The organism is Ochrobactrum vermis, assembly GCF_002975205.1.
Lineage (GTDB): Bacteria > Pseudomonadota > Alphaproteobacteria > Rhizobiales > Rhizobiaceae > Brucella > Brucella vermis.
Genome location: NZ_PCOC01000001.1, coordinates 535,186 through 554,113 on the forward strand (window position 1 = coordinate 535,186; position 18,928 = coordinate 554,113).

Genomic DNA, 18,928 nt, shown 5'->3' on the forward strand with positions numbered 1-18,928 from the left:
TATTGGGCCGCCTGCGTGAAGAATTGGGCGATCAGCCGTTGCTGGCGAGCAGCGACAGCGTGTGCACGTTGCTCTCGCCTTCCTGATCGAGGAGGCGGGTCGGATATTCGCCCGTGAAATAGTGATCGGTGAAAGCGGGCGCTTTCGGATCACGTGGCTTTCCACCGACAGCCTTGTAGAGCCCGTCAATGGAAAGGAACGCCAGGGAATCCGCGCCGATATAACGGCACATGGATTCCAGGTCTTTGTGCTGGTTGGCCAGCAGCTTATCGGCATGGGGGGTGTCGATACCGTAGAAATCCGGATGGTAAATCATTGGACTTGCCACGCGGATATGCACTTCCTTTGCGCCTGCGTCGCGGATCATCTGGACGATCTTGACGGAGGTGGTGCCGCGCACGATGGAATCATCCACCAGCACGACGCGCTTGCCTTCGATCATGGCGCGGTTGGCAGAATGCTTCAACTTGACGCCAAGTGCGCGAATTTGCTGTGTCGGCTCGATAAAGGTGCGGCCCACATAGTGGTTGCGGATGATGCCATATTCGAACGGAATGCCGCTTGCCTGCGCAAAGCCGAGGGCAGCGGGCGTGCCGCCATCGGGCACCGGTACAACCACATCGGCTTCAATGCCGGCTTCCTTGGCGAGCTCCATGCCCATATTCTTGCGCGCGACATAGACGCTGCGACCGCCGACGACAGAGTCGGGACGGGCGAAATAGACATATTCGAACAGGCAGAGGCGTTCCGGCTGCGGGTTTTCAGCCTTGATGGATTCGGTAGTGATGGAGCCGTCCTTCTGGATCTCGCAGATGACCACTTCGCCGTTTTCGACGTCACGAATATATTTCGCGCCGATAATGTCGAGGGCGCAGGTCTCCGAGCAGAAGATAGGCTTGCCGTCGAGCTCGCCCATGACGAGCGGCCGGATGCCGATCGGATCACGCGCGGCGATCAGCTTGGTGCGGGTCAAAGCCAGCATGGCGTAGCCGCCCTCGACCTGCCGGATGGCATCGACGAAACGGTCGGACGAGGAAGAATGGCGTGAACGGGCAATCATGTGCAGCACGACTTCCGTGTCGGATGTCGCTTGGAAAATCGCGCCGGAGGCAATCAGTTGCTTGCGCAGTGTGATGCCGTTGGTGAAATTGCCGTTATGGGCAATTGCGATGCCGCCGACTTCCAGTTCCGCGAACAATGGCTGCACATTGCGCAGGATCGTCTCGCCGGTGGTGGAGTAGCGCACATGGCCGATAGCACGGTCGCCCGGCAGGCGATTGAGCGTCGCCGCATCGGTGAAATGATCGCCGACGAGACCCATATGGCGCTCGGAATGAAAGCGGCGATTGTGATAGGAAACGATACCGGCGGCTTCCTGCCCGCGATGCTGAAGAGCATGCAAGCCCAATGCTGTCAGTGCGGCTGCGTCTTCATGGCCAAGTATGCCAAAGACACCGCACTCTTCATGCAGGGTGTCTTCATCCAGCATGAAGGAGGCATTTTCAGAAGAATGGCTGGTCATTGCCGCAAGACCTTTCGATTGCAGAGGCAACTAAAGCGCCTCTCTATCATAAGATGGCTTTTGGTTAAAAGCGAAGAGTTCACCGCTGCGTCGATATAGTCTCATCGATGGCAGTATCGCACGATACCAGCGAATAATCCCGCAAATTCCCGCCTGAAATATGTTCGCGGAACCAAAATGACAATGTCTGAACGTCAATTTGATTGCTCAGTACTATTCGGCTTCCGCCTCCAGAATCGGAAAAGCCGCCAGCGGGGCTGACGGCTTTTCGACATTTCACAACTGGTTACTGCTGTGCAGGCGCGTCGTCTGGGACAGGTGCCTCTTCCTGCTCACCAGAAGCCGGAGCATTCTGGTGTGGCTTGAACTTGTCGATCATCTGGTCGGGGTTGGCCGGCAGAAGATCGATCAGTTGCTGGCCGAAAGAATCGAGCATTGGTTTAGATTTCGCGTTGGTCACCCAGGCTGGCTGGTTCGTCGGAACGAGCCAGTTGAAGAACAGCATGGCAACGACCACCAGAAGCACACCACGCACACCGCCGAACAGAAAGCCGAGCGTGCGGTCGAGCGCCCCGATGCGGCTATCGATGATGAAGTCTGCGATCTTCATGGTGATCAGCGAGACGACGATCAGCACCACAAGAAAGACCGCGCCAGCGGCGGCGATTTTCGCGATGGTTTCGTTATTGATATAGGGCTGCACGAAAGGCAGAACCGGCTGGTAAAAAAGATAAGCTGCAGCGGCCGCTGCCGCCCAGGATACCAGCGACAACACTTCGCGGGAAAAACCGCGCACCATCGCCAGAACAGCTGAAACCAGCGTTATCCCGAGTAGAATTCCATCAAGCATGGTTATCGGCATTCTGGCCTGTCCTCAATTATTTTGCGCAATCGTTTCAGTGCGCAGGGCAGTCAAAGATGCTGGAGCTTATCACCGGAAGGTTGACAGATTCTTCCAGTCGCAAGTTTCCAGATTTATTGCTTCTTTCCGGTGCCTGAAGCCGCGATGCGTGCCACAAGATCGGGCAAAGCCGAAGTTTCCATCAGGCGGAAGCTGCGATCTTTCCAAAGTTCGCCGCTGCCGCCGGGTACTTCTGCCTGCCGGAAACCGAGCTTCTCGGCTTCCTTGAGCCTCTGTACTGCATGCGTTACCGCACGAACAGCACCGGAAAGGCTGATCTCGCCGAAATAAACACAATCTGGCGGAAGGGCAATACCGGCCATGGACGAAACCAGTGCAGCAGCCACTGCTATGTCGGCGGCAGGCTCGCTGATACGATAGCCTCCTGCGACGTTCAGATAGACATCATGCTGGCCGAAACGAACCCCGCAATGCGATTCCAGCACAGCGAGAATCATAGCGAGACGACCGCCGTCCCAGCCTACAACGGCACGGCGCGGTGTGCCGAGCGAGGAGGGAGCGACAAGCGCCTGAATTTCTACCAGAACGGGGCGCGTCCCCTCCATGCCAGCGAAGACCGCCGCACCTGGAGCTTTGGCATTGCGCTCTCCCAGGAATAGCTCGGACGGGTTGGACACTTCCCGTAAGCCGCCATCGGACATCTCGAAGACGCCGATTTCGTCGGTGGGGCCGAAACGATTCTTCACCGTACGCAGGATGCGATAATGATGCCCGCCTTCACCTTCGAAATAGAGAACGCCGTCAACCATATGCTCGACCACGCGGGGACCGGCAATCTGGCCGTCCTTGGTGACATGGCCGACGAGCACCACAGCAGCGCCGGTCTGCTTGGCGTAACGGATCATTGCCTGCGCAGACGAGCGGACCTGCGTGACCGTGCCGGGCGCGGAATCCGCCATATCGGTCCAGAGCGTCTGGATCGAATCGATGATGACCAGATCAGGCCGTTTGGTGTCCGAAATCGTGGCGATGATGTCTTCGACATTGGTTTCGGCGGCAAGTTCCACCGCCGATGTGGCGACGCCGAGACGCTGCGCGCGCAGGCGGATCTGCGCGACCGCTTCTTCGCCCGAAACATAAACGATGCGATGGCCGCGATTGGCAAGGGCTGCTGCTGCCTGTGTGAGGAGCGTCGATTTGCCGATACCGGGATCGCCGCCGATCAGCAGCGCCGAACCGCGCACGAAACCACCTCCGGTCACGCGGTCGAGTTCGCTGATGCCGGAAATGATGCGCGGCGCGTCTTCGATGTCGCCGGAAAGCGAGGTCAGTGCCACGGCGCGGCCTTTGCGCTTGGACAACATGGCGCCCGGACCGGATCCGATACCGCTATTTGTGCCTTCCTCGACGAGCGTGTTCCACTCGCCGCAGGAATCGCATTTGCCCGCCCAGCGCGTATGCACTGTGCCGCAATTCTGGCAGATGAACTGAATGCGCGCCTTGGCCATCAGAGGCACGCCTTTTTCAAAGAAATACTATTCATACTGCTCCGGCACATAGGAACCCTCGGCCAGATCTGCAAATCGCGTGAATTCGGACTGGAAGGCGAGCTTGACCGTTCCGGTCGGTCCGTGACGCTGTTTGGCGACAATAACGTCGGCTGTGCCTTTTACTTTTTCAAAGTGCTGCTTCCACTCTTCATATTTCGGATCGAACTCATCACGCGGCTCAAGATTCTTGACGTAATATTCCTCGCGGAACACGAACAGCACCACGTCAGCGTCCTGCTCGATGGAGCCCGATTCACGAAGATCGGAGAGCTGCGGGCGCTTGTCTTCACGGCTTTCTACCTGACGCGAGAGCTGTGAGAGCGCGATGATCGGAACGTTCAGTTCCTTGCCGAGCGCCTTGAGGCCGGTGGTGATTTCAGTGATTTCCTGCACACGGTTCTGCGCCGAGGCCTTCGACGAACCGGTCATCAACTGAATATAGTCGATCACCAGAACATCAAGGCCGCGCTGGCGCTTCAGGCGACGGGCGCGCGCAGCAAGCTGGGCAATCGAGATACCACCGGTCTGATCGATATAGAGCGGAATCTTCTGCATGACCTGCGAGCAAGCAACCAATTTCTCGAAATCCGTTTCGGTAATGTCACCGCGACGGATTTTTGAGGAAGAAACTTCCGTCTGCTCGGAAATGATACGCGTCGCAAGCTGCTCTGCCGACATTTCGAGCGAGAAGAAACCGACGACGCCACCATTGATGGCTTTCATTGTGCCATCGGCCTGTTGTTCGCCTTCATAGGCATTGGCAATGTTGAAAGCGATATTGGTGGCAAGTGAGGTCTTGCCCATACCCGGACGACCGGCAAGGACGATAAGGTCGGAAGGCTGCAGGCCGCCCATCTTGCCATCCAGCATGTGGATGCCAGTGGAAACACCCGACAGATGACCGTCACGCATGAAGGCGGCATTGGCCATATCCACCGCAGTGGTGACGGCATCCTTGAACGCTTGAAAGCCACCGTCATAACGACCGGTTTCAGCAAGTTCGAACAGGCGGCGTTCGGCGTCTTCGATCTGCTCCTGTGGCGCATTGTCGACCGGCGCGTCATAGGCAACGTTCACCATGTCTTCGCCAATGCCGATCAGGGCGCGGCGTGTCGCCAGATCGTAAATGGCGCGGCCGTAATCCTCGGCATTGATGATGGTGACGGCTTCGGTCGCAAGACGGGTCACGTATTGAAAGATCGTGAGATCGCCCACCTTGCCTTCCGTCGGCAGGAAGGTCTTCATCGTCACGGGATTGGCCATCTTGCCCACGCGGATAAGATCGGTCGTGATCTCATAGATGCGACGATGCAGTGGCTCAAAGAAATGGGTTGGCTTAAGGAAGTCCGATACCCGGTAGAAGGCATCGTTGTTGATCAGAATAGCACCGAGCAGCGCCTGTTCCGCTTCAATATTATGGGGTGCTTCCCGATAGCGCGCATCCTTTTGGTCCCGCGCATCGTCGAGTTTGCGTACCGCCGCTTCCGCCATGATTCTCAATCCTGTCCCTGATGCAACCAGCTAGCCCTCAAGCGATGCCAAACGCAACGCGGCTTTGGACGATTCCTGCTGGAAGGGAAAACCTATACCATGATTCACACTGATCCACAGATCAGGCATCTCTTTTATGCACTTCCTATTGACGGAGATTGCGGGGAACTACCGGTAACACTAATCTTCTCTCATTCATCTGGAGTTCGATGATCTGCGCGGGCATTCGACGCAAAGACCGGCTCTCTTTCACGAGGAATATTCATGCGACACCGCACCATTGCAGCCTGGCTTCTGACGGCGCTGGCACTCCTTTCTTCACCAGTCGCTTCATCGGCAGCTTCAGAACCGATCAAGGTAAAAGTGTTTATCGCCGCCATGTTCGAGATCGGTCAGAACAGCGGTGATCGCGCCGGAGAGTTTCAACGGTGGTATGAGCATTACTGGAAGGATGCCAAGCCGATCGAAGTGAAAGGCGCTCTGAAGCCCGTTTATTGTAACGACGATGGTGTATGTGGCTCTGTTCTCGGCATGGGCAAGGTGAATTCTTCGGCCAGCATGCAAGCAATCATGCTCGACCCGGCTTTTGATTTTTCCAAAACCTATTACATCCTGTCCGGCGTGGCCGGAACGCCGCCTTCACGCGGTACAATCGGCGATGTGAGCTGGGCAACGTGGCTTGTCGATTACGATCTCGGTCATCGCTGGGCACCGGAAGAAGGCAAGCTGGGTGAGCCGGTTTTCATGCCGCGAAAGGGCTACGAGGACTACCGCGTTTTCAAGCTCAATCCTGAACTGGTCGCGGCAGCGGTTCGCTTGGGCTCCAATGTCGAGCTTCGCGATTCACCCAAGGCACAGGCTTATCGCATGCGCTATCCCGACAAGGCCGCGCAGGCAAAGCCGGCCTTGAAGACGGGCACGCATATGACCGGAGATACATTCTTCCACGGTCCCGGACTGTCAAAAGAGGCACAGTATATCGCCAAGCTCTATGGTGCCGATGACTATCTCGCCACCGAGATGGAAGCTGCAGCACTCGCACTCGTTATCAAACGGCAGCACGGTACAGACCGTATCCTCAGCCTGCGCGGCTCGGTGAATTTCGATCAGGGAAATCCGAAAGAAACCACGCTGCAGCATCTGGATCCGGCACCGGGCGAAACGGCTGGCGGGTTTGCCGAAACAGTCGAGAACATTTACCTCGTCGGCGCTCCGGTCGTGAACGACATCGTCACCCATTGGGACAAGTGGGAATCTGGCGTGCCAAAGTCGGAATAAGATAAGAAAAAGCGGGCTGCTCCATCGGAACAGCCCGCCCTGATTTCAAGCAGAGCGGCTCTGGCTTCAGGCATTCATGCTTTTCTTGACAGCGCGAGCTTCGCTATTGGCGCCTTTGGGTGCGCTGTCGAGCCGCTTCAGGCGCTTTTCCTCAGCTTCGATATAGTTACGCGTCAGCGGAACGGCTTCCTGCCTGTGCGCAATCTGGATGTGGAACACCATCATGTTCTGCCAGCGGAAGGCGCTTTCGGAAGCCGCAAGATAGAACTCCCACATGCGGCAGAAGCGTTCGTCATAAAGCGCCTTGGCCCGTTCGCGATTGGCCATGAATGCCTCACGCCAAGCTTTGAGCGTTTCCGCATAATGAAGCCGCAGGATTTCAACGTCGGTGACATAAAGCCCCGCCTTTTCTATATGCGGCAGCACTTCCGACAGGGCGGGGATATAACCGCCCGGGAAGATATATTTGCGGATGAACGGATTGGTCGCGCCTGGCCCGTCAGCCCTGCCGATGGCATGCAGCAGGAACACGCCATCCGGCTTCATCAGCCGCGCCACATGCTGGAAATATTCCGCAAAATGGCTGACACCGACATGTTCGAACATGCCGACCGAAACCAGCCGGTCGAACTTGTCATCGATATTGCGATAGTCGGTCAGCTCGAACTTGGCTCGATCCGAAAGCCCTTCGTCCGCCGCGCGCTGGTTGGCAATGCCGTGCTGTTCTTCCGATAGGGTCACGCCGGTCACATTGGCCTTGAGATGGCGAGCCAGATAAAGGCCCATACCGCCCCAGCCGCAGCCGATATCGAGCACCTTGTCGCCTTCCTTCACCAGCAATTTCGCGGCGATATGGCGCTTTTTGGCGAGCTGCGCTTCGGCAAGCGTCGCATTTGGCGGATCGAAATAGGCGCAGGAATACTGCTTGTCCGGATCGAGAAACAGGTCGTAAAGCTCGCCGGAAAGGTCATAGTGACTTTTGATATTGTCGGACGAGCGCGCAATCGTGTTCATCTGCTGGAAGCGGCGGAACAGAATACGCAGCTTGGCCAGTGCCTTCATCCACGGCTCTATCGCCACGGTCGGCCCGGTATTTTCGAATACGATCTGAAGCAGCGTGTAAATATCGCCGTTCAGAAAATCGATCTCGCCGTCCATGAAACATTCGGCGAGTTTCAATTCTGGGTCGAGCGCTACGGCGCGCTCGGCGTGCTTTGTCTTGAAGTGTATATGAACCGGCACCCCGGTCCTGTCGCCATACTGCGAACGCGCACCACTAGAATCGGTGACCGTCAGATCGCCGGTTTTAATCATATGCGAAAGAACAGTACGCATCATTCCATACATCGGCCCCATCTCCTCTTCAGGATTGAAGCAGGCGCACGTCCATGCGTTTGCATGGCAGGCGGCAGTGCATAAGTATCAGAGCCGCTCTGTCATCAGATTTTCAGGCAATATCCCTTTGGTCAATCAGCCTCGGAGTAATGCCCAAGCAACGCAGACGTTTCCGTCAGCACCCTCTGCAATCCAATACTAATATGCAGAATAGGGAGTTTTACCGATCTGAAAAGAGAAAATGCCCGACGGAGGCCGCCGGGCACGATCATTTAAAGTTTACCACCATTGGAATGCCTACTGACAAAGCGGGCTTCCACAGGGATAAAAGGCGGCTAATTAAGCCTGATCTTCAGCTTCTTCATCTTCGTCGAAAACTTCTTCCGACAGAGGCTGTTCTTCGATGCCATAGATGGCTTCGATCGTGGTCAGGTCTTCGCCCTTTGCCTGACGTTCGGCTTCTTCGGTCGAACGAGCGATGTTGACCGAAACCTGAACCTGAACTTCCGGATGCAGCGAAATCGAGACTTCGTGCAGGCCGATCGTCTTGATCGGATGGTTCAGTTCAACCTGGTTGCGGTGCAGGGTGAAGCCGTTCGCCGTGATGATGTCGGCGATGTCACGGGTCGAAACGGAGCCGTAGAGCTGACCGGTTTCACCAGCCGAACGCACAACGATGAACGATTCGCCGTTGAGCTTGGTTGCAACTGCTTCAGCTTCGTTCTTGCGTTCCAGGTTCTGAGCTTCGAGCTGAGCGCGCTGGCCTTCGAACTTCTTCTTGTTGGCTTCGTTGGCACGAAGAGCCTTGCCCTGCGGAAGCAGGAAGTTACGGGCATAGCCGTCCTTAACCTTGACGGTTTCGCCCATCTGGCCGAGGCGGCCAATGCGTTCCAGAAGAATGACGTCCATTGGAGTTTCCTTTCGAGTTTCTGATTCGGTTACTGACTGTCAGTGCCCGGCATTTTCGAGACCGGCGCGCCGCGCGAAGTGTCGAAAAGTCCGAGAACCATGAAGATGAAAAGCAGGAATGCGAAGAGTATGATCGCAAAGTAGGCCAGCCACAGTGCCACCGGGCGCCACACCTTGCCGCGTGTGCGAAAATGCATGATGGCAAGGCCTGACATCATGAAGCCCGCGCTGAGCGCACCGGCCACGACAGTTGCGATCAATCCGGCGCCGCCGGGAAGAAATGCAACCGCGAGAGCGACCGCGAAGACGAGCAGAGCCGGACGCGGCATGCGCAGCGTTGCTGGCCAGTCGTCACGTGGACGGCGCAGGCGACCCGACATCGAGATCAAACGCTGCGCCAGATAAAGATTGCCAACGAGAATCGCAAGGCAGGTTGCCGGCTGGATCGCAGGCAAGGCGACCATTAGCAGCGACGTTACATTGTTGCGAATATCATCGCTGGCCGTAAACTGAGGATCAGCTTCGGCAACCCGGTCGATAAGCGTATTCGCGAGTTCGCGCGCCATGTCCGGGCCAAAGCCCAGGATTGCGCCGATGACGATGAAGCTGAGCGCCACCATCAGGGCAAGCCGGAACACGATATCCGACAGCGGATACCAGACCAGAACATCCTTCGGTCCGCCGAGTTCTTCGGCAGGCCGTGCAAGGCCGCAAAGATAGGCACCTGTCGCTGCAGGAACGAAGCTGGTCAATGCCATCAACAGAGCGGCCATCGGAACCGCGACAACGCCAACGGCAACCGTGGCTGTGGCGGCGGCAACGATACCGGCGCTCGAACCCCAGCCAAGGGCGACAACGAAGATGGGAAGCGGCGTCAGAAAATAGAGAACCATGGCCATAGCCGCCATAGCGCCGCCCTGGGCGATGACGCCGGACGACATCAGGGCCGAGGCAAGCCCCGCCAATATGCCGATACCGATAATGGTTCCGTTGAACTTCATGAGTTTCGCTGTCCTGCTCCGGCTATTCCGGTTTTGCAGTTAGAGACGGCTACAAAGCATGTCCAACAAAAGTGGAAACCGGTTCTGTGTCCGGACATGCCCAAGAATGTGCCACATCTCAACTTGGGTTTTCAGTACGCTCCGTCGCGCCCATCGCAATGGAGGAAAGGGGTTCGGGAGGCAATCTCTCACGAGAACGCCTCCCGAAAAATCGTATCTTACTTCACTACGTAAGGCAGCAGGCCGAGGAAACGGGCGCGCTTGATCGCCTTGGCGAGTTCGCGCTGCTTCTTCTGGCTGACAGCCGTAATACGGGAAGGAACGATCTTGCCGCGTTCGGAAATGTAACGCTGCAGAAGCTTGATGTCCTTGTAGTCGATCTTCGGTGCGTTCGCGCCGGAGAACGGGCACGTCTTGCGACGGCGATGGAAAGGACGACGGGTCGGGATCTGATTGATATCAACCATGATTATGCTCCTTCACCAGCTTCGTTGTCGCGCGGGCGACGTGGGCCGCGATCACCACGGTCACCGCGATCACCACGGTCGAAACCGCCTTCACGACGGCGCGGACGATCGTCACCATCGCGATCGCGACGGTCGTCACGGCGGGTGAGCATAGCCGACTGGCCTTCTTCGTGTTCTTCAACGCGAACGGTGAGGAAGCGAAGAACATCTTCGTTGATGCGCATCTGGCGTTCCATTTCGGCAACGGCGGCAGCCGGAGCGTCAATGTTTACGAGCGTGTAATACGCCTTGCGATTCTTCTTGATGCGGTAGGTGAGGGGACGCAGACCCCAGTTTTCGACCTTACCGACCTTGCCGCCATTAGCTTCGAGGACACCCTTGTACTGTTCGACGAGAGCGTCGACCTGCTGCTGGGAAATGTCCTGGCGGGCAAGAAGCACATGTTCATAAAGAGCCATTGGCTTTGCCTTTCTTCGTTTTATCATGCCGACATCAACGGCTAAGCCTCTGCGACTTCTCTTTTGCCGGAAAACCGGTGAAGAAAGGACGCGTACTTGAGACGGTCGAGAGCGGAGACACGGGAGGCAGAAGCACTTGTGACTTCCAACGTATTTCCAACTAAATAAATAGTCATGGATACGGCCCTCCGTTCAGCCCCCAGCTGATGCCGAGCAATGAACGGGCGGCTATTACGTGTTTTTCCCCTTGTTTGCAAGCGCGATATCCCCAAGAAACCGACAAATGCTTGACTTTTCGCTCAAGGCTAAGGCACATCGCGCCAAATTATGCATTAATTGCAAAGCATGTCGCTGGTACACATACGAGTTTCGGCGCGATAATATGTATTAAACCAGAATGAGGCATCAATGGCGGTAGCATTTACCTTTCCCGGACAGGGCAGCCAGGCGGTAGGCATGGGCAAGGCCCTGGCCGAACAGTTCGCGGAAGCGCGCGCCGTCTTCGACGAAGTGGACGCGGCACTTGGTGAAAAGCTGTCCGCCACCATGTTCGAAGGCCCGGAAGACGTACTGACGCTCACTGCCAATGCCCAGCCCGCGCTGATGGCCGTGTCGATGGCAGTCCTGCGCGTCATGGAAGCGCGCGGTTTCTCGCTGAAGGAAAAGGTTTCCTACGTGGCCGGTCATTCGCTGGGCGAATATTCCGCACTTTGCGCTGCGGGTACCTTCTCGCTTGCCGATACGGCGCGTCTCCTGCGTATTCGCGGCAATGCGATGCAGAAGGCGGTTCCGGTTGGCGAAGGCGCGATGGCTGCGATCATCGGCCTGGAGCACGGCGATGTGGAAGCGATCTGCGCCGAAGCCAAGGCTTCCGGCTCCGTTCAGATCGCCAATGATAATGGCGGCGGCCAGCTCGTCATTTCTGGTTCCAAGGCTGCAGTGGAGCTAGCAGCTTCGCTTGCTTCGGAAAAGGGCGCCAAACGCGCCATCATGCTGCCGGTTTCCGCGCCCTTCCATTCGACCCTGATGGCACCAGCTGCTGAAGCGATGCGTGAAGCGCTGGCCAGTGTCGAAAAGCACAATCCGGTTGTGCCGCTCATTGCCAATGTGCGTGCAGCGCCGGTGACCGACGCCAATGAAATCGCCGATCTGCTGGTCGAGCAGGTGACGGGTCAGGTGCGCTGGCGCGAAACCGTGGAATGGTTTGCCGCCAATGGCGTGACCTCGCTTTATGAAGTAGGTTCGGGCAAGGTTCTGACCGGTCTGGCGCGCCGCATCTCCAAGGATGTGTCCGGCGCTGCCGTTGGTTCGGCTGAAGAAATCGAAGCAGCGCTTGCAGCGCTGGTATAAAAGCTCATTAGCTACAAAGGATCCGATATGTTTGATCTGACTGGCCGCAAGGCTCTCGTAACCGGTGCGACCGGCGGTCTAGGTGAAGCGATTGCTCGCGCTCTCCATGCACAGGGCGCCATTGTCGGCCTGCACGGCACGCGCGAAGAAAAGCTGAAGGAACTGGCTGCCGAACTCGGTGATCGTACTTTCATCTTCCCGGCCAACCTGTCGGACCGCGAAGCCGTCAAGGCGCTCGGCCAGAAGGCGGAAGAGGAAATGGGCGGCGTTGACATTCTGGTCAATAATGCCGGTATTACCCGCGACGGCCTGTTCGTACGCATGAGCGATGAAGACTGGGATGCCGTTTTGAACGTCAACCTGACGTCCGTTTTCAACCTGACGCGTGAATTGACCCATCCGATGATGCGTCGCCGCAACGGCCGTATCATCAACATCACGTCCATCGTCGGCGTCACCGGCAACCCCGGTCAGGCGAATTACTGCGCGTCGAAGGCTGGCCTCATTGGCTTTTCCAAGTCGCTGGCGCAGGAAATCGCCAGCCGCAGCGTGACGGTCAACTGCATCGCTCCAGGCTTCATCGAATCGGCCATGACCGACAAGCTGAATGACAAGCAGAAGGAAGCGATCATGAGCAATATCCCCATGAGGCGCATGGGCATTGGTGCGGATATTGCTGCGGCTGTGGTCTATCTCGCCAGCGATCAGGCAGGCTACGTGACGGGCCAGACCCTGCACGTGAACGGCGGCATGGCTATGATCTAACCCTCCTTCTTCCCCGAATTATGGTATAAAATGCCTTAATACCGGGCTTGGAGAAGGAAAAGGCGCTTTGCCTTGCTCAAGAAGCATGGTAATGCGCCCATCGAGAATTGCTGCATTCTGAGTAGAAGTGCCGCGATCCTGTTCCGAAAGGAATATCCACAGGATGACTGTCCGAGCGGCTTCGCTCGAAACTTGGCAGACATCTTATAACTTGATTACAATCCTGCATGCCGCTAACCAAGGCAGAGCAACAAACACACAGGTCGAGGTTCCGACATGAGCGATACCGCAGAGCGCGTCAAGAAAATCGTTGTTGAACATCTGGGCGTAGATGCCGACAAGGTCACGGAAGGCGCAAGCTTCATCGATGACCTCGGCGCAGACAGCCTCGACACGGTCGAGCTGGTCATGGCGTTCGAAGAAGAATTCGGCGTTGAAATTCCTGACGACGCTGCCGAAACGATCCTTACGGTCGGCGACGCTGTGAAGTTCATCGACAAGGCTTCTGCCTAATCTGAACTTGGGCATTGGGCTGGGGTTCTCGCGAATCCCGGCCCTGCTTGTCTTTAATCGTCTCTTTCTCTTTCAAGGGAGGGGCGAGTTCGCAAGAAGGTTGCTCAGCAGCCTGATTGTGAATCTGTTTAAGCGCGGATCGAAGATCCCGTTTGATATGGCAGGCTCCGGTTTTAACAATTGGGGCACCATCCCTCTAAAGTCAGGCCCGGACATATGTTCTGCCGGTTAAAGCCTGCGGGACGGTGTTCGTGACATAACAGAGTTTTAAGGGGTGGATATGAGGCGTGTCGTCATCACCGGTCTTGGTCTGGTGTCGCCGCTTGCGAGCGGTGTCGAAGAGACCTGGAAGCGTCTTATTGCCGGTGAAAGCGGTGCTCGCCGCGTCACGGAATTTGAAGTCGATGATCTGGCTTGCCAGATCGCTTGCCGCATCCCCCTTGGTGATGGCACCAATGGCACCTTCAATCCCGACCTCCATATGGAGCCCAAGGAACAGCGCAAGGTTGATCCTTTCATCGTTTATGCCGTCGGCGCTGCCGATCAGGCGCTGGACGATGCCGACTGGCATCCCGAAAGCGACGAAGATCAGGTGCGCACCGGCGTTCTGATCGGTTCCGGTATTGGCGGTATCGAGGGTATTGTCGAGGCAGGCTACACGCTGCGCGATAAGGGGCCACGCCGTATCTCGCCGTTCTTTATTCCCGGCCGTCTGATCAATCTGGCTTCCGGCCATGTTTCCATCAAGCACAAGCTGCGCGGCCCGAACCATTCGGTCGTCACAGCATGCGCAACCGGCACTCATGCCATTGGCGACGCTGCCCGTCTGATCGCTTTCGGCGATGCCGATGTGATGGTTGCCGGTGGAACGGAATCGCCGGTCAGCCGCATTTCGCTGGCTGGTTTTGCCGCCTGCAAGGCGCTGTCCACTAAGCGTAACAATGACCCAACCGCAGCCTCCCGTCCTTATGACGAAGACCGTGACGGCTTCGTGATGGGTGAAGGTGCTGGCGTTGTGGTTCTGGAAGAACTGGAACACGCCGTGGCACGCGGCGCGAAGATCTACGCGGAAGTCATCGGCTACGGTCTTTCGGGCGACGCGTATCATATCACGGCTCCGACCGAGAGCGGCGAAGGTGCGGAGCGCTGCATGGTTGCGGCTCTCAAGCGCGCTGAAATCACGCCTGACCAGATCGACTACATCAATGCGCATGGCACTTCGACCATGGCCGACACCATCGAGCTCGGCGCTGTCGAGCGCGTGGTTGGCGATGCGGCTTCGAAGATTTCCATGTCCTCGACCAAGTCGTCCATAGGCCATCTTCTGGGTGCCGCCGGTGCTGCCGAAGCGATTTTCTCGACGCTGGCGATCCGCGACAATGTTGCGCCTGCAACGCTCAATCTCGACAACCCGGCTGTCACGACCAAGATCGATCTGGTGCCGCACAAGGCACGTGAACGCAAGATCGACATTGCTCTGTCGAACTCCTTCGGATTTGGTGGAACCAATGCTTCGCTGGTCCTGCGCCGATACTCCTGATCTGTATCGTCGAAAATGGAATATCGAATCTAAAAAACGCGGGGATTTCTCCGCGTTTTTGCCAAAATATAACCCGATGCGATGTTTAAAATCGTGAACAGCGGTTAGTGTGGTTACGACTCCGAAGAGTTTTATTCGCTCTGACGAAGAACAGATGCAAAAGCCGTTCCAGGCGGGCATTCGGCACAATGTGTCGGGACGTTCGCCAAAATAGACAGATAGAGCCTTTCTGATAGTTTTGTTTAGCTATCGAAATGCTCTGGACCGAGGTGATTGAGTGAGTTCAGAGGCGCCATCCGGAACACCCCCTGCAGACGAGCAGCCCAAGGGCGTAGCGCAGGAAACGAACGCGACTTCCAAGCCGTTCGTGCCGAAATCCGCGTCTGAAGCCCTGCGCCCGGAGCCGGGAACGCCGCCGCCGCGCAAGCGCTCGCGCCATGCACGCAGCCAGGTCGTCGTTTTCATGAACTTCATGCTGTCGCTGGTCGTGCTGGTTCTGCTCGGTGCGTCCGCCTTGTTCTATTTCGGCAAGATGCAGTTCGACGCGCAAGGTCCGCTCACTGCTGAAACGACATTTCTCGTCAAACGCGGTGCCGGGATCGCCGAAGTCTCCAACAGTCTTGAAAACCGTGAGATTGTCAGCGATGCGCGCATCTTCCGCTATGGTATGCGGACGCTCGGACACGAAAATGATCTGAAGGCGGGCGAATATGCCATTCCTGCCGGCGCTACGATGCGCGATGTGATGAATATTCTCATCAGCGGCAAGTCCATCATGTATCCGCTGACCATTCCGGAAGGCCTCACGGTCAAGCAGATTTTTGACCGTATCTCGACTGATCCAACTCTGGTTGGCGATATGCCGAAGGATATGCCGCCGGAAGGTGCGCTCTTCACCGATACGCTGAATTTCACGCGCGGCACGACGCGGGCGGAAATCATCGACCGAATGATTACTTCCCAGAAAAAGCTCGTGGATGATGCTTGGGCGAAACGCGGTCCAGACCTGCCGATCAAGGACAAGAACGAGTTCGTGACGCTGGCTTCCATTGTGGAAAAGGAAACGGGAATCGCATCTGAGCGCCCGCATGTCGCTTCGGTCTTCGTCAATCGTTTGAAGAAGGGCATGCGCATTCAGTCCGATCCGACCATTATTTATGGCCTGTTCGGTGGTGCCGGCAAACCTTCTGACCGCCCCATCTTCAAGTCGGACATCGAAAAGCCAACCCCTTACAACACCTATGTGATCAACGGTTTGCCGCCGACGCCGATTGCCAATCCGGGCAAGGCAGCACTCGAAGCTGTCGCCAATCCGCTGGATACGGAAGATCTTTACTTCGTTGCCGACGGTACGGGCGGTCACGTATTCTCGAAGACACTGCAGGAACACAACGCCAATGTCCGCAAGTGGCGTTCTGTGGAACAGCAGAAGAATATAGAGCAGCAGAACAATAGCGGCAGCAATGCAAATCAGAGTTCGGGCCAGAGTTCCGGACAGTAGCACACCGCACGACTTGGTGGGCTTGAGAACGTGTAACCGAAGCCGGTAGTACTCCCGGCTTCGGCTTGGTTTTTTAGAGTGAGTTCGCACCTTCGCGGGCACGAGTTGAGGGGATGGAACGCATGGCGCTCCAAAGCATGACCGGATTTGCACGCCATGCCGTGCAACATGCCATGGAAGGCGGAGAAGCGCGCATCGTCTGGGAAGTGCGTTCCGTCAATGGCAAGGGACTCGACCTTCGGCTGCGTCTGCCGCAAGGGCTTGAAGCGGCCGAACATCCGGTCCGTTCGATGCTCGCGCGTCATTTTTCGCGCGGTAATTTTCAGGCAAGTCTCAACGTCGAGCGCAGCGAAGCTCAGGCCGGTTTCAGCGTCAATCAGGCAATGCTTGCCGAGATCCTCAAGCTAGGTGCGGATTTGCAGGCGAAACACGGACTGGCACCGGCGAGCGTAGACGGCATCCTTTCGCTGCGCGGTATCATTGATCAAGCGCAAATGGTTGATGACGAAGATGAACGCGGTGGGTTGGAAGTTGCCATCGTCTCCGGCTTTGAGGACACCCTCAAGGCAATCGCCGATGCGCGCAGGCAGGAGGGCAAGGCCCTTTTCACCATTCTTTCCGCCCATGTCGACAGTATCGAACGCTTGACCGAGAACGCCCGCCGCGACCCGTCGCGCGGCACTGACGCGATCAAATCCCGTCTTTCCGGACAAGTGGCCCTGTTGATGGATTCTGCACGCGAACTCGACGAAGCACGGCTCTATCAGGAAGCGGCATTTCTTGCGACCAAGGCTGATATTCAGGAGGAACTTGACCGGCTGGACACCCATGTGGGATCCGCCCGCAAGCTTCTGACCGAAGGCGGTCCTGTCGGGCGCAAGCTCGATTTTCTTTCACAGGAATTTAATCGTGAGGCTAATACACTGTGTTCTAAATCGAATGCAGCGTCTGTCACAGCCATCGGTTTGGAACTGAAGGCGGTCGTGGATCAGTTTCGCGAACAAGTACAAAATCTGGAGTAACAGGTATCATGGCCATCTCTTCGGTTGAAAATGGCGTCGCACGCAGAGGCTTGATGGTAGTGATTTCGTCACCATCCGGGGCCGGTAAATCCACGATTGCCCGGCTGTTGCTGGAAGACAAGAAGATGAACCTCTCGCTGTCGATCAGCGTGACGACGCGCCAGCGCCGCCCGAGCGAGATCGAAGGGGTCCATTACCATTTCAAGACGATCCGGGAATTCGAACGTCTGCGTGACAATGACGAGCTGATCGAATGGGCCGAGGTTCACGGCAATTTCTATGGCACGCTGCGCGAAACGGCTGAAATCGCTCTGGCCGACGGTCAGGACATGCTGTTTGATATCGACTGGCAGGGCGCGGACCAGCTACAGGCAAAAATGCCAGCCGACGTGGTGTCAATTTTCATTCTGCCGCCCACCATGCGAGAGTTGCAACAGCGCTTGAATCGTCGTGCGGAAGATACGGCTGATGTCATCGAGACCCGCCTGCAGAACGCTCGTTTTGAAATCCAGAAATGGGTGAAATACGACTATATCGTCATCAATGAGGATCTCGACCGTTCCTTTACGGCGATCAAGTCGATCATCGAGGCGGAGCGTCTTCGTCGTGACCGCCGTCCGGGCCTGTTCGATTTCGTGACCGGTTTGCTGGAAGAAGATCCAGCGATATAAGTTTTGGAAAGTTGCCTTAACCGTGTCGTTTGCAGGTTCAAAAACCAAGCATTGGTCTAACGTGGAGCTTCTTCACGAGACGGTAAAAAACCCGAATATTCACGTGCGCGGCAGGTGTAGCTATTACAGCAATGCATGGACGGGCTCGTTCGAAGAGAGTGTTGTTCGTTATCTTTATGGCGACGAATACAGTCTGAAGGCCTGGGAGTCCCAGTGGCCTGTCGATCAGCTTTATGTGGGCGATTACGTCTGTATCGGCGCAGAGGCTGTCATCCTGATGGGCGGTAACCATACGCATCGTACGGACTGGTTCAGTCTCTACCCATTTCCCGATGTTATTCTCGATGCCTACAAGGGAAAGGGTGATACGATTATCGGTGATGGGGCGTGGCTTGGAATGCGCGCCATGATTATGCCTGGGATTACTGTTGGAGAAGGCGCAATTATTGCGTCGGGCGCCATCGTTACAAAGGATGTTCCAGCTTACACCATTGTGGCTGGCAACCCTGCAGCCCCAGTTCGATCCCGTTTTCCAGCGACGACTGTCGATACTCTTCTGGGGCTGGGAATCTACAAGTGGGACGAACGTAAATTTGACGCCATGAGAGCGTATCTTTGCGCAGATGATATCAATGCGCTTGTTGCAGCTTCTGCTCACTATGACAAAAATACTGGAACGGCAGAATAATTCCG

General features: G+C 56.5%; 18 protein-coding genes. 9 read left to right on the forward strand and 9 right to left on the reverse strand.

Going from position 1 to position 18,928, the window contains the following annotated elements; genetic code table 11:
* Window positions 1–31 precede the first annotated feature (31 nt).
* The 4 genes from purF to CQZ93_RS02545 all read right to left on the reverse strand — a co-directional run bounded on the left by purF (window position 32) and on the right by CQZ93_RS02545 (window position 5,425).
* Window positions 32–1,522 (reverse strand): amidophosphoribosyltransferase, encoded by a 1,491-nt coding sequence (purF, locus tag CQZ93_RS02525; protein WP_105541189.1) that lies wholly within the window; start codon window positions 1,520–1,522, stop codon window positions 32–34.
* 286 nt (window positions 1,523–1,808) lie between these two features.
* Window positions 1,809–2,384, reverse strand: coding sequence for a CvpA family protein (locus tag CQZ93_RS02535; protein WP_105541190.1), 576 nt, complete (start codon window positions 2,382–2,384; stop codon window positions 1,809–1,811).
* Window positions 2,385–2,497: 113 nt separating this feature from the next.
* Window positions 2,498–3,892, reverse strand: coding sequence for a DNA repair protein RadA (gene radA / locus CQZ93_RS02540; RefSeq protein WP_105541191.1), 1,395 nt, complete (start codon window positions 3,890–3,892; stop codon window positions 2,498–2,500).
* Window positions 3,893–3,919: 27 nt separating this feature from the next.
* Window positions 3,920–5,425 carry a replicative DNA helicase gene (locus tag CQZ93_RS02545; RefSeq protein ID WP_105541192.1) on the reverse strand — a complete coding sequence of 502 codons (1,506 nt, stop codon included), beginning with the start codon at window positions 5,423–5,425 and terminating at the stop codon, window positions 3,920–3,922.
* A 264-nt stretch (window positions 5,426–5,689) separates the two neighbouring features.
* Here CQZ93_RS02545 and CQZ93_RS02550 point away from each other — a divergent pair, with 264 nt between their 5' ends.
* Window positions 5,690–6,703: a purine-nucleoside phosphorylase gene (locus tag CQZ93_RS02550; RefSeq protein ID WP_105541193.1), complete on the forward strand. Its 1,014-nt coding sequence runs from the start codon at window positions 5,690–5,692 to the stop codon at window positions 6,701–6,703.
* 66 nt (window positions 6,704–6,769) lie between these two features.
* On the opposite strand, the gene CQZ93_RS02555 is transcribed toward CQZ93_RS02550, so the two are convergent.
* The 5 genes from CQZ93_RS02555 to rpsF form a co-directional block, all read right to left on the reverse strand.
* Entirely contained in the window at window positions 6,770–8,050 is a 1,281-nt protein-coding gene (locus tag CQZ93_RS02555) for a cyclopropane fatty acid synthase (protein ID WP_105541194.1), read from the reverse strand.
* A gap of 327 nt (window positions 8,051–8,377) precedes the next feature.
* A complete protein-coding gene (gene rplI / locus CQZ93_RS02560; protein ID WP_105541195.1) occupies window positions 8,378–8,947 on the reverse strand; it encodes a 50S ribosomal protein L9 in 570 nt (189 codons plus the stop codon).
* A gap of 29 nt (window positions 8,948–8,976) precedes the next feature.
* Window positions 8,977–9,948, reverse strand: a complete 972-nt coding sequence (locus CQZ93_RS02565; RefSeq protein ID WP_105541196.1) for a DUF2232 domain-containing protein — start codon at window positions 9,946–9,948, stop codon at window positions 8,977–8,979.
* A gap of 218 nt (window positions 9,949–10,166) precedes the next feature.
* Window positions 10,167–10,415, reverse strand: a complete 249-nt coding sequence (gene rpsR, locus CQZ93_RS02570; RefSeq protein WP_006466219.1) for a 30S ribosomal protein S18 — start codon at window positions 10,413–10,415, stop codon at window positions 10,167–10,169.
* 2 nt (window positions 10,416–10,417) lie between these two features.
* Window positions 10,418–10,873, reverse strand: coding sequence for a 30S ribosomal protein S6 (gene rpsF, locus CQZ93_RS02575; protein WP_105541197.1), 456 nt, complete (start codon window positions 10,871–10,873; stop codon window positions 10,418–10,420).
* 408 nt (window positions 10,874–11,281) lie between these two features.
* Between rpsF and fabD the strand changes: the two genes are divergently transcribed.
* The 8 genes from fabD to CQZ93_RS02625 all read left to right on the forward strand — a co-directional run bounded on the left by fabD (window position 11,282) and on the right by CQZ93_RS02625 (window position 18,923).
* On the forward strand, window positions 11,282–12,223 hold the full coding sequence (gene fabD / locus CQZ93_RS02585; protein ID WP_105541198.1) for an ACP S-malonyltransferase: 942 nt from the start codon (window positions 11,282–11,284) through the stop codon (window positions 12,221–12,223).
* Between the two features lie 27 nt (window positions 12,224–12,250).
* Window positions 12,251–12,988 carry a 3-oxoacyl-[acyl-carrier-protein] reductase gene (gene fabG, locus CQZ93_RS02590; protein WP_105541199.1) on the forward strand — a complete coding sequence of 246 codons (738 nt, stop codon included), beginning with the start codon at window positions 12,251–12,253 and terminating at the stop codon, window positions 12,986–12,988.
* Window positions 12,989–13,264: 276 nt separating this feature from the next.
* Complete coding sequence (locus tag CQZ93_RS02600; RefSeq protein WP_002963616.1) at window positions 13,265–13,501, forward strand: acyl carrier protein; 237 nt, start codon at window positions 13,265–13,267, stop codon at window positions 13,499–13,501.
* Window positions 13,502–13,781: 280 nt separating this feature from the next.
* Complete coding sequence (fabF, locus tag CQZ93_RS02605; RefSeq protein ID WP_105541200.1) at window positions 13,782–15,041, forward strand: beta-ketoacyl-ACP synthase II; 1,260 nt, start codon at window positions 13,782–13,784, stop codon at window positions 15,039–15,041.
* Window positions 15,042–15,318: 277 nt separating this feature from the next.
* Window positions 15,319–16,542, forward strand: coding sequence for an endolytic transglycosylase MltG (gene mltG / locus CQZ93_RS02610; protein WP_105541201.1), 1,224 nt, complete (start codon window positions 15,319–15,321; stop codon window positions 16,540–16,542).
* 122 nt (window positions 16,543–16,664) lie between these two features.
* Window positions 16,665–17,564, forward strand: coding sequence for a YicC/YloC family endoribonuclease (locus tag CQZ93_RS02615; protein WP_105543148.1), 900 nt, complete (start codon window positions 16,665–16,667; stop codon window positions 17,562–17,564).
* Window positions 17,565–17,572: 8 nt separating this feature from the next.
* Complete coding sequence (gmk, locus tag CQZ93_RS02620) at window positions 17,573–18,235, forward strand: guanylate kinase (protein WP_061345145.1); 663 nt, start codon at window positions 17,573–17,575, stop codon at window positions 18,233–18,235.
* Between the two features lie 22 nt (window positions 18,236–18,257).
* A complete protein-coding gene (locus CQZ93_RS02625) occupies window positions 18,258–18,923 on the forward strand; it encodes a CatB-related O-acetyltransferase (protein WP_105541202.1) in 666 nt (221 codons plus the stop codon).
* Window positions 18,924–18,928 lie beyond the last annotated feature (5 nt).

Excerpts from the sequence above, each read along its gene's own strand:
- purF (WP_105541189.1), bottom strand. The coding sequence starts at position 1,522 with ATGACCAGCCATTCTTCTGAAAATGCCTCCTTCATGCTGGATGAAGAC.
- CQZ93_RS02535 (WP_105541190.1), bottom strand. The coding sequence starts at position 2,384 with ATGCCGATAACCATGCTTGATGGAATTCTACTCGGGATAACGCTGGTT.
- radA (WP_105541191.1), bottom strand. The coding sequence starts at position 3,892 with ATGGCCAAGGCGCGCATTCAGTTCATCTGCCAGAATTGCGGCACAGTG.
- CQZ93_RS02545 (WP_105541192.1), bottom strand. The coding sequence starts at position 5,425 with ATGGCGGAAGCGGCGGTACGCAAACTCGACGATGCGCGGGACCAAAAG.
- CQZ93_RS02550 (WP_105541193.1), top strand. The coding sequence starts at position 5,690 with ATGCGACACCGCACCATTGCAGCCTGGCTTCTGACGGCGCTGGCACTC.
- CQZ93_RS02555 (WP_105541194.1), bottom strand. The coding sequence starts at position 8,050 with ATGTATGGAATGATGCGTACTGTTCTTTCGCATATGATTAAAACCGGC.
- rplI (WP_105541195.1), bottom strand. The coding sequence starts at position 8,947 with ATGGACGTCATTCTTCTGGAACGCATTGGCCGCCTCGGCCAGATGGGC.
- CQZ93_RS02565 (WP_105541196.1), bottom strand. The coding sequence starts at position 9,948 with ATGAAGTTCAACGGAACCATTATCGGTATCGGCATATTGGCGGGGCTT.
- rpsR (WP_006466219.1), bottom strand. The coding sequence starts at position 10,415 with ATGGTTGATATCAATCAGATCCCGACCCGTCGTCCTTTCCATCGCCGT.
- rpsF (WP_105541197.1), bottom strand. The coding sequence starts at position 10,873 with ATGGCTCTTTATGAACATGTGCTTCTTGCCCGCCAGGACATTTCCCAG.
- fabD (WP_105541198.1), top strand. The coding sequence starts at position 11,282 with ATGGCGGTAGCATTTACCTTTCCCGGACAGGGCAGCCAGGCGGTAGGC.
- fabG (WP_105541199.1), top strand. The coding sequence starts at position 12,251 with ATGTTTGATCTGACTGGCCGCAAGGCTCTCGTAACCGGTGCGACCGGC.
- CQZ93_RS02600 (WP_002963616.1), top strand. The coding sequence starts at position 13,265 with ATGAGCGATACCGCAGAGCGCGTCAAGAAAATCGTTGTTGAACATCTG.
- fabF (WP_105541200.1), top strand. The coding sequence starts at position 13,782 with ATGAGGCGTGTCGTCATCACCGGTCTTGGTCTGGTGTCGCCGCTTGCG.
- CQZ93_RS02615 (WP_105543148.1), top strand. The coding sequence starts at position 16,665 with ATGGCGCTCCAAAGCATGACCGGATTTGCACGCCATGCCGTGCAACAT.
- gmk (WP_061345145.1), top strand. The coding sequence starts at position 17,573 with ATGGCCATCTCTTCGGTTGAAAATGGCGTCGCACGCAGAGGCTTGATG.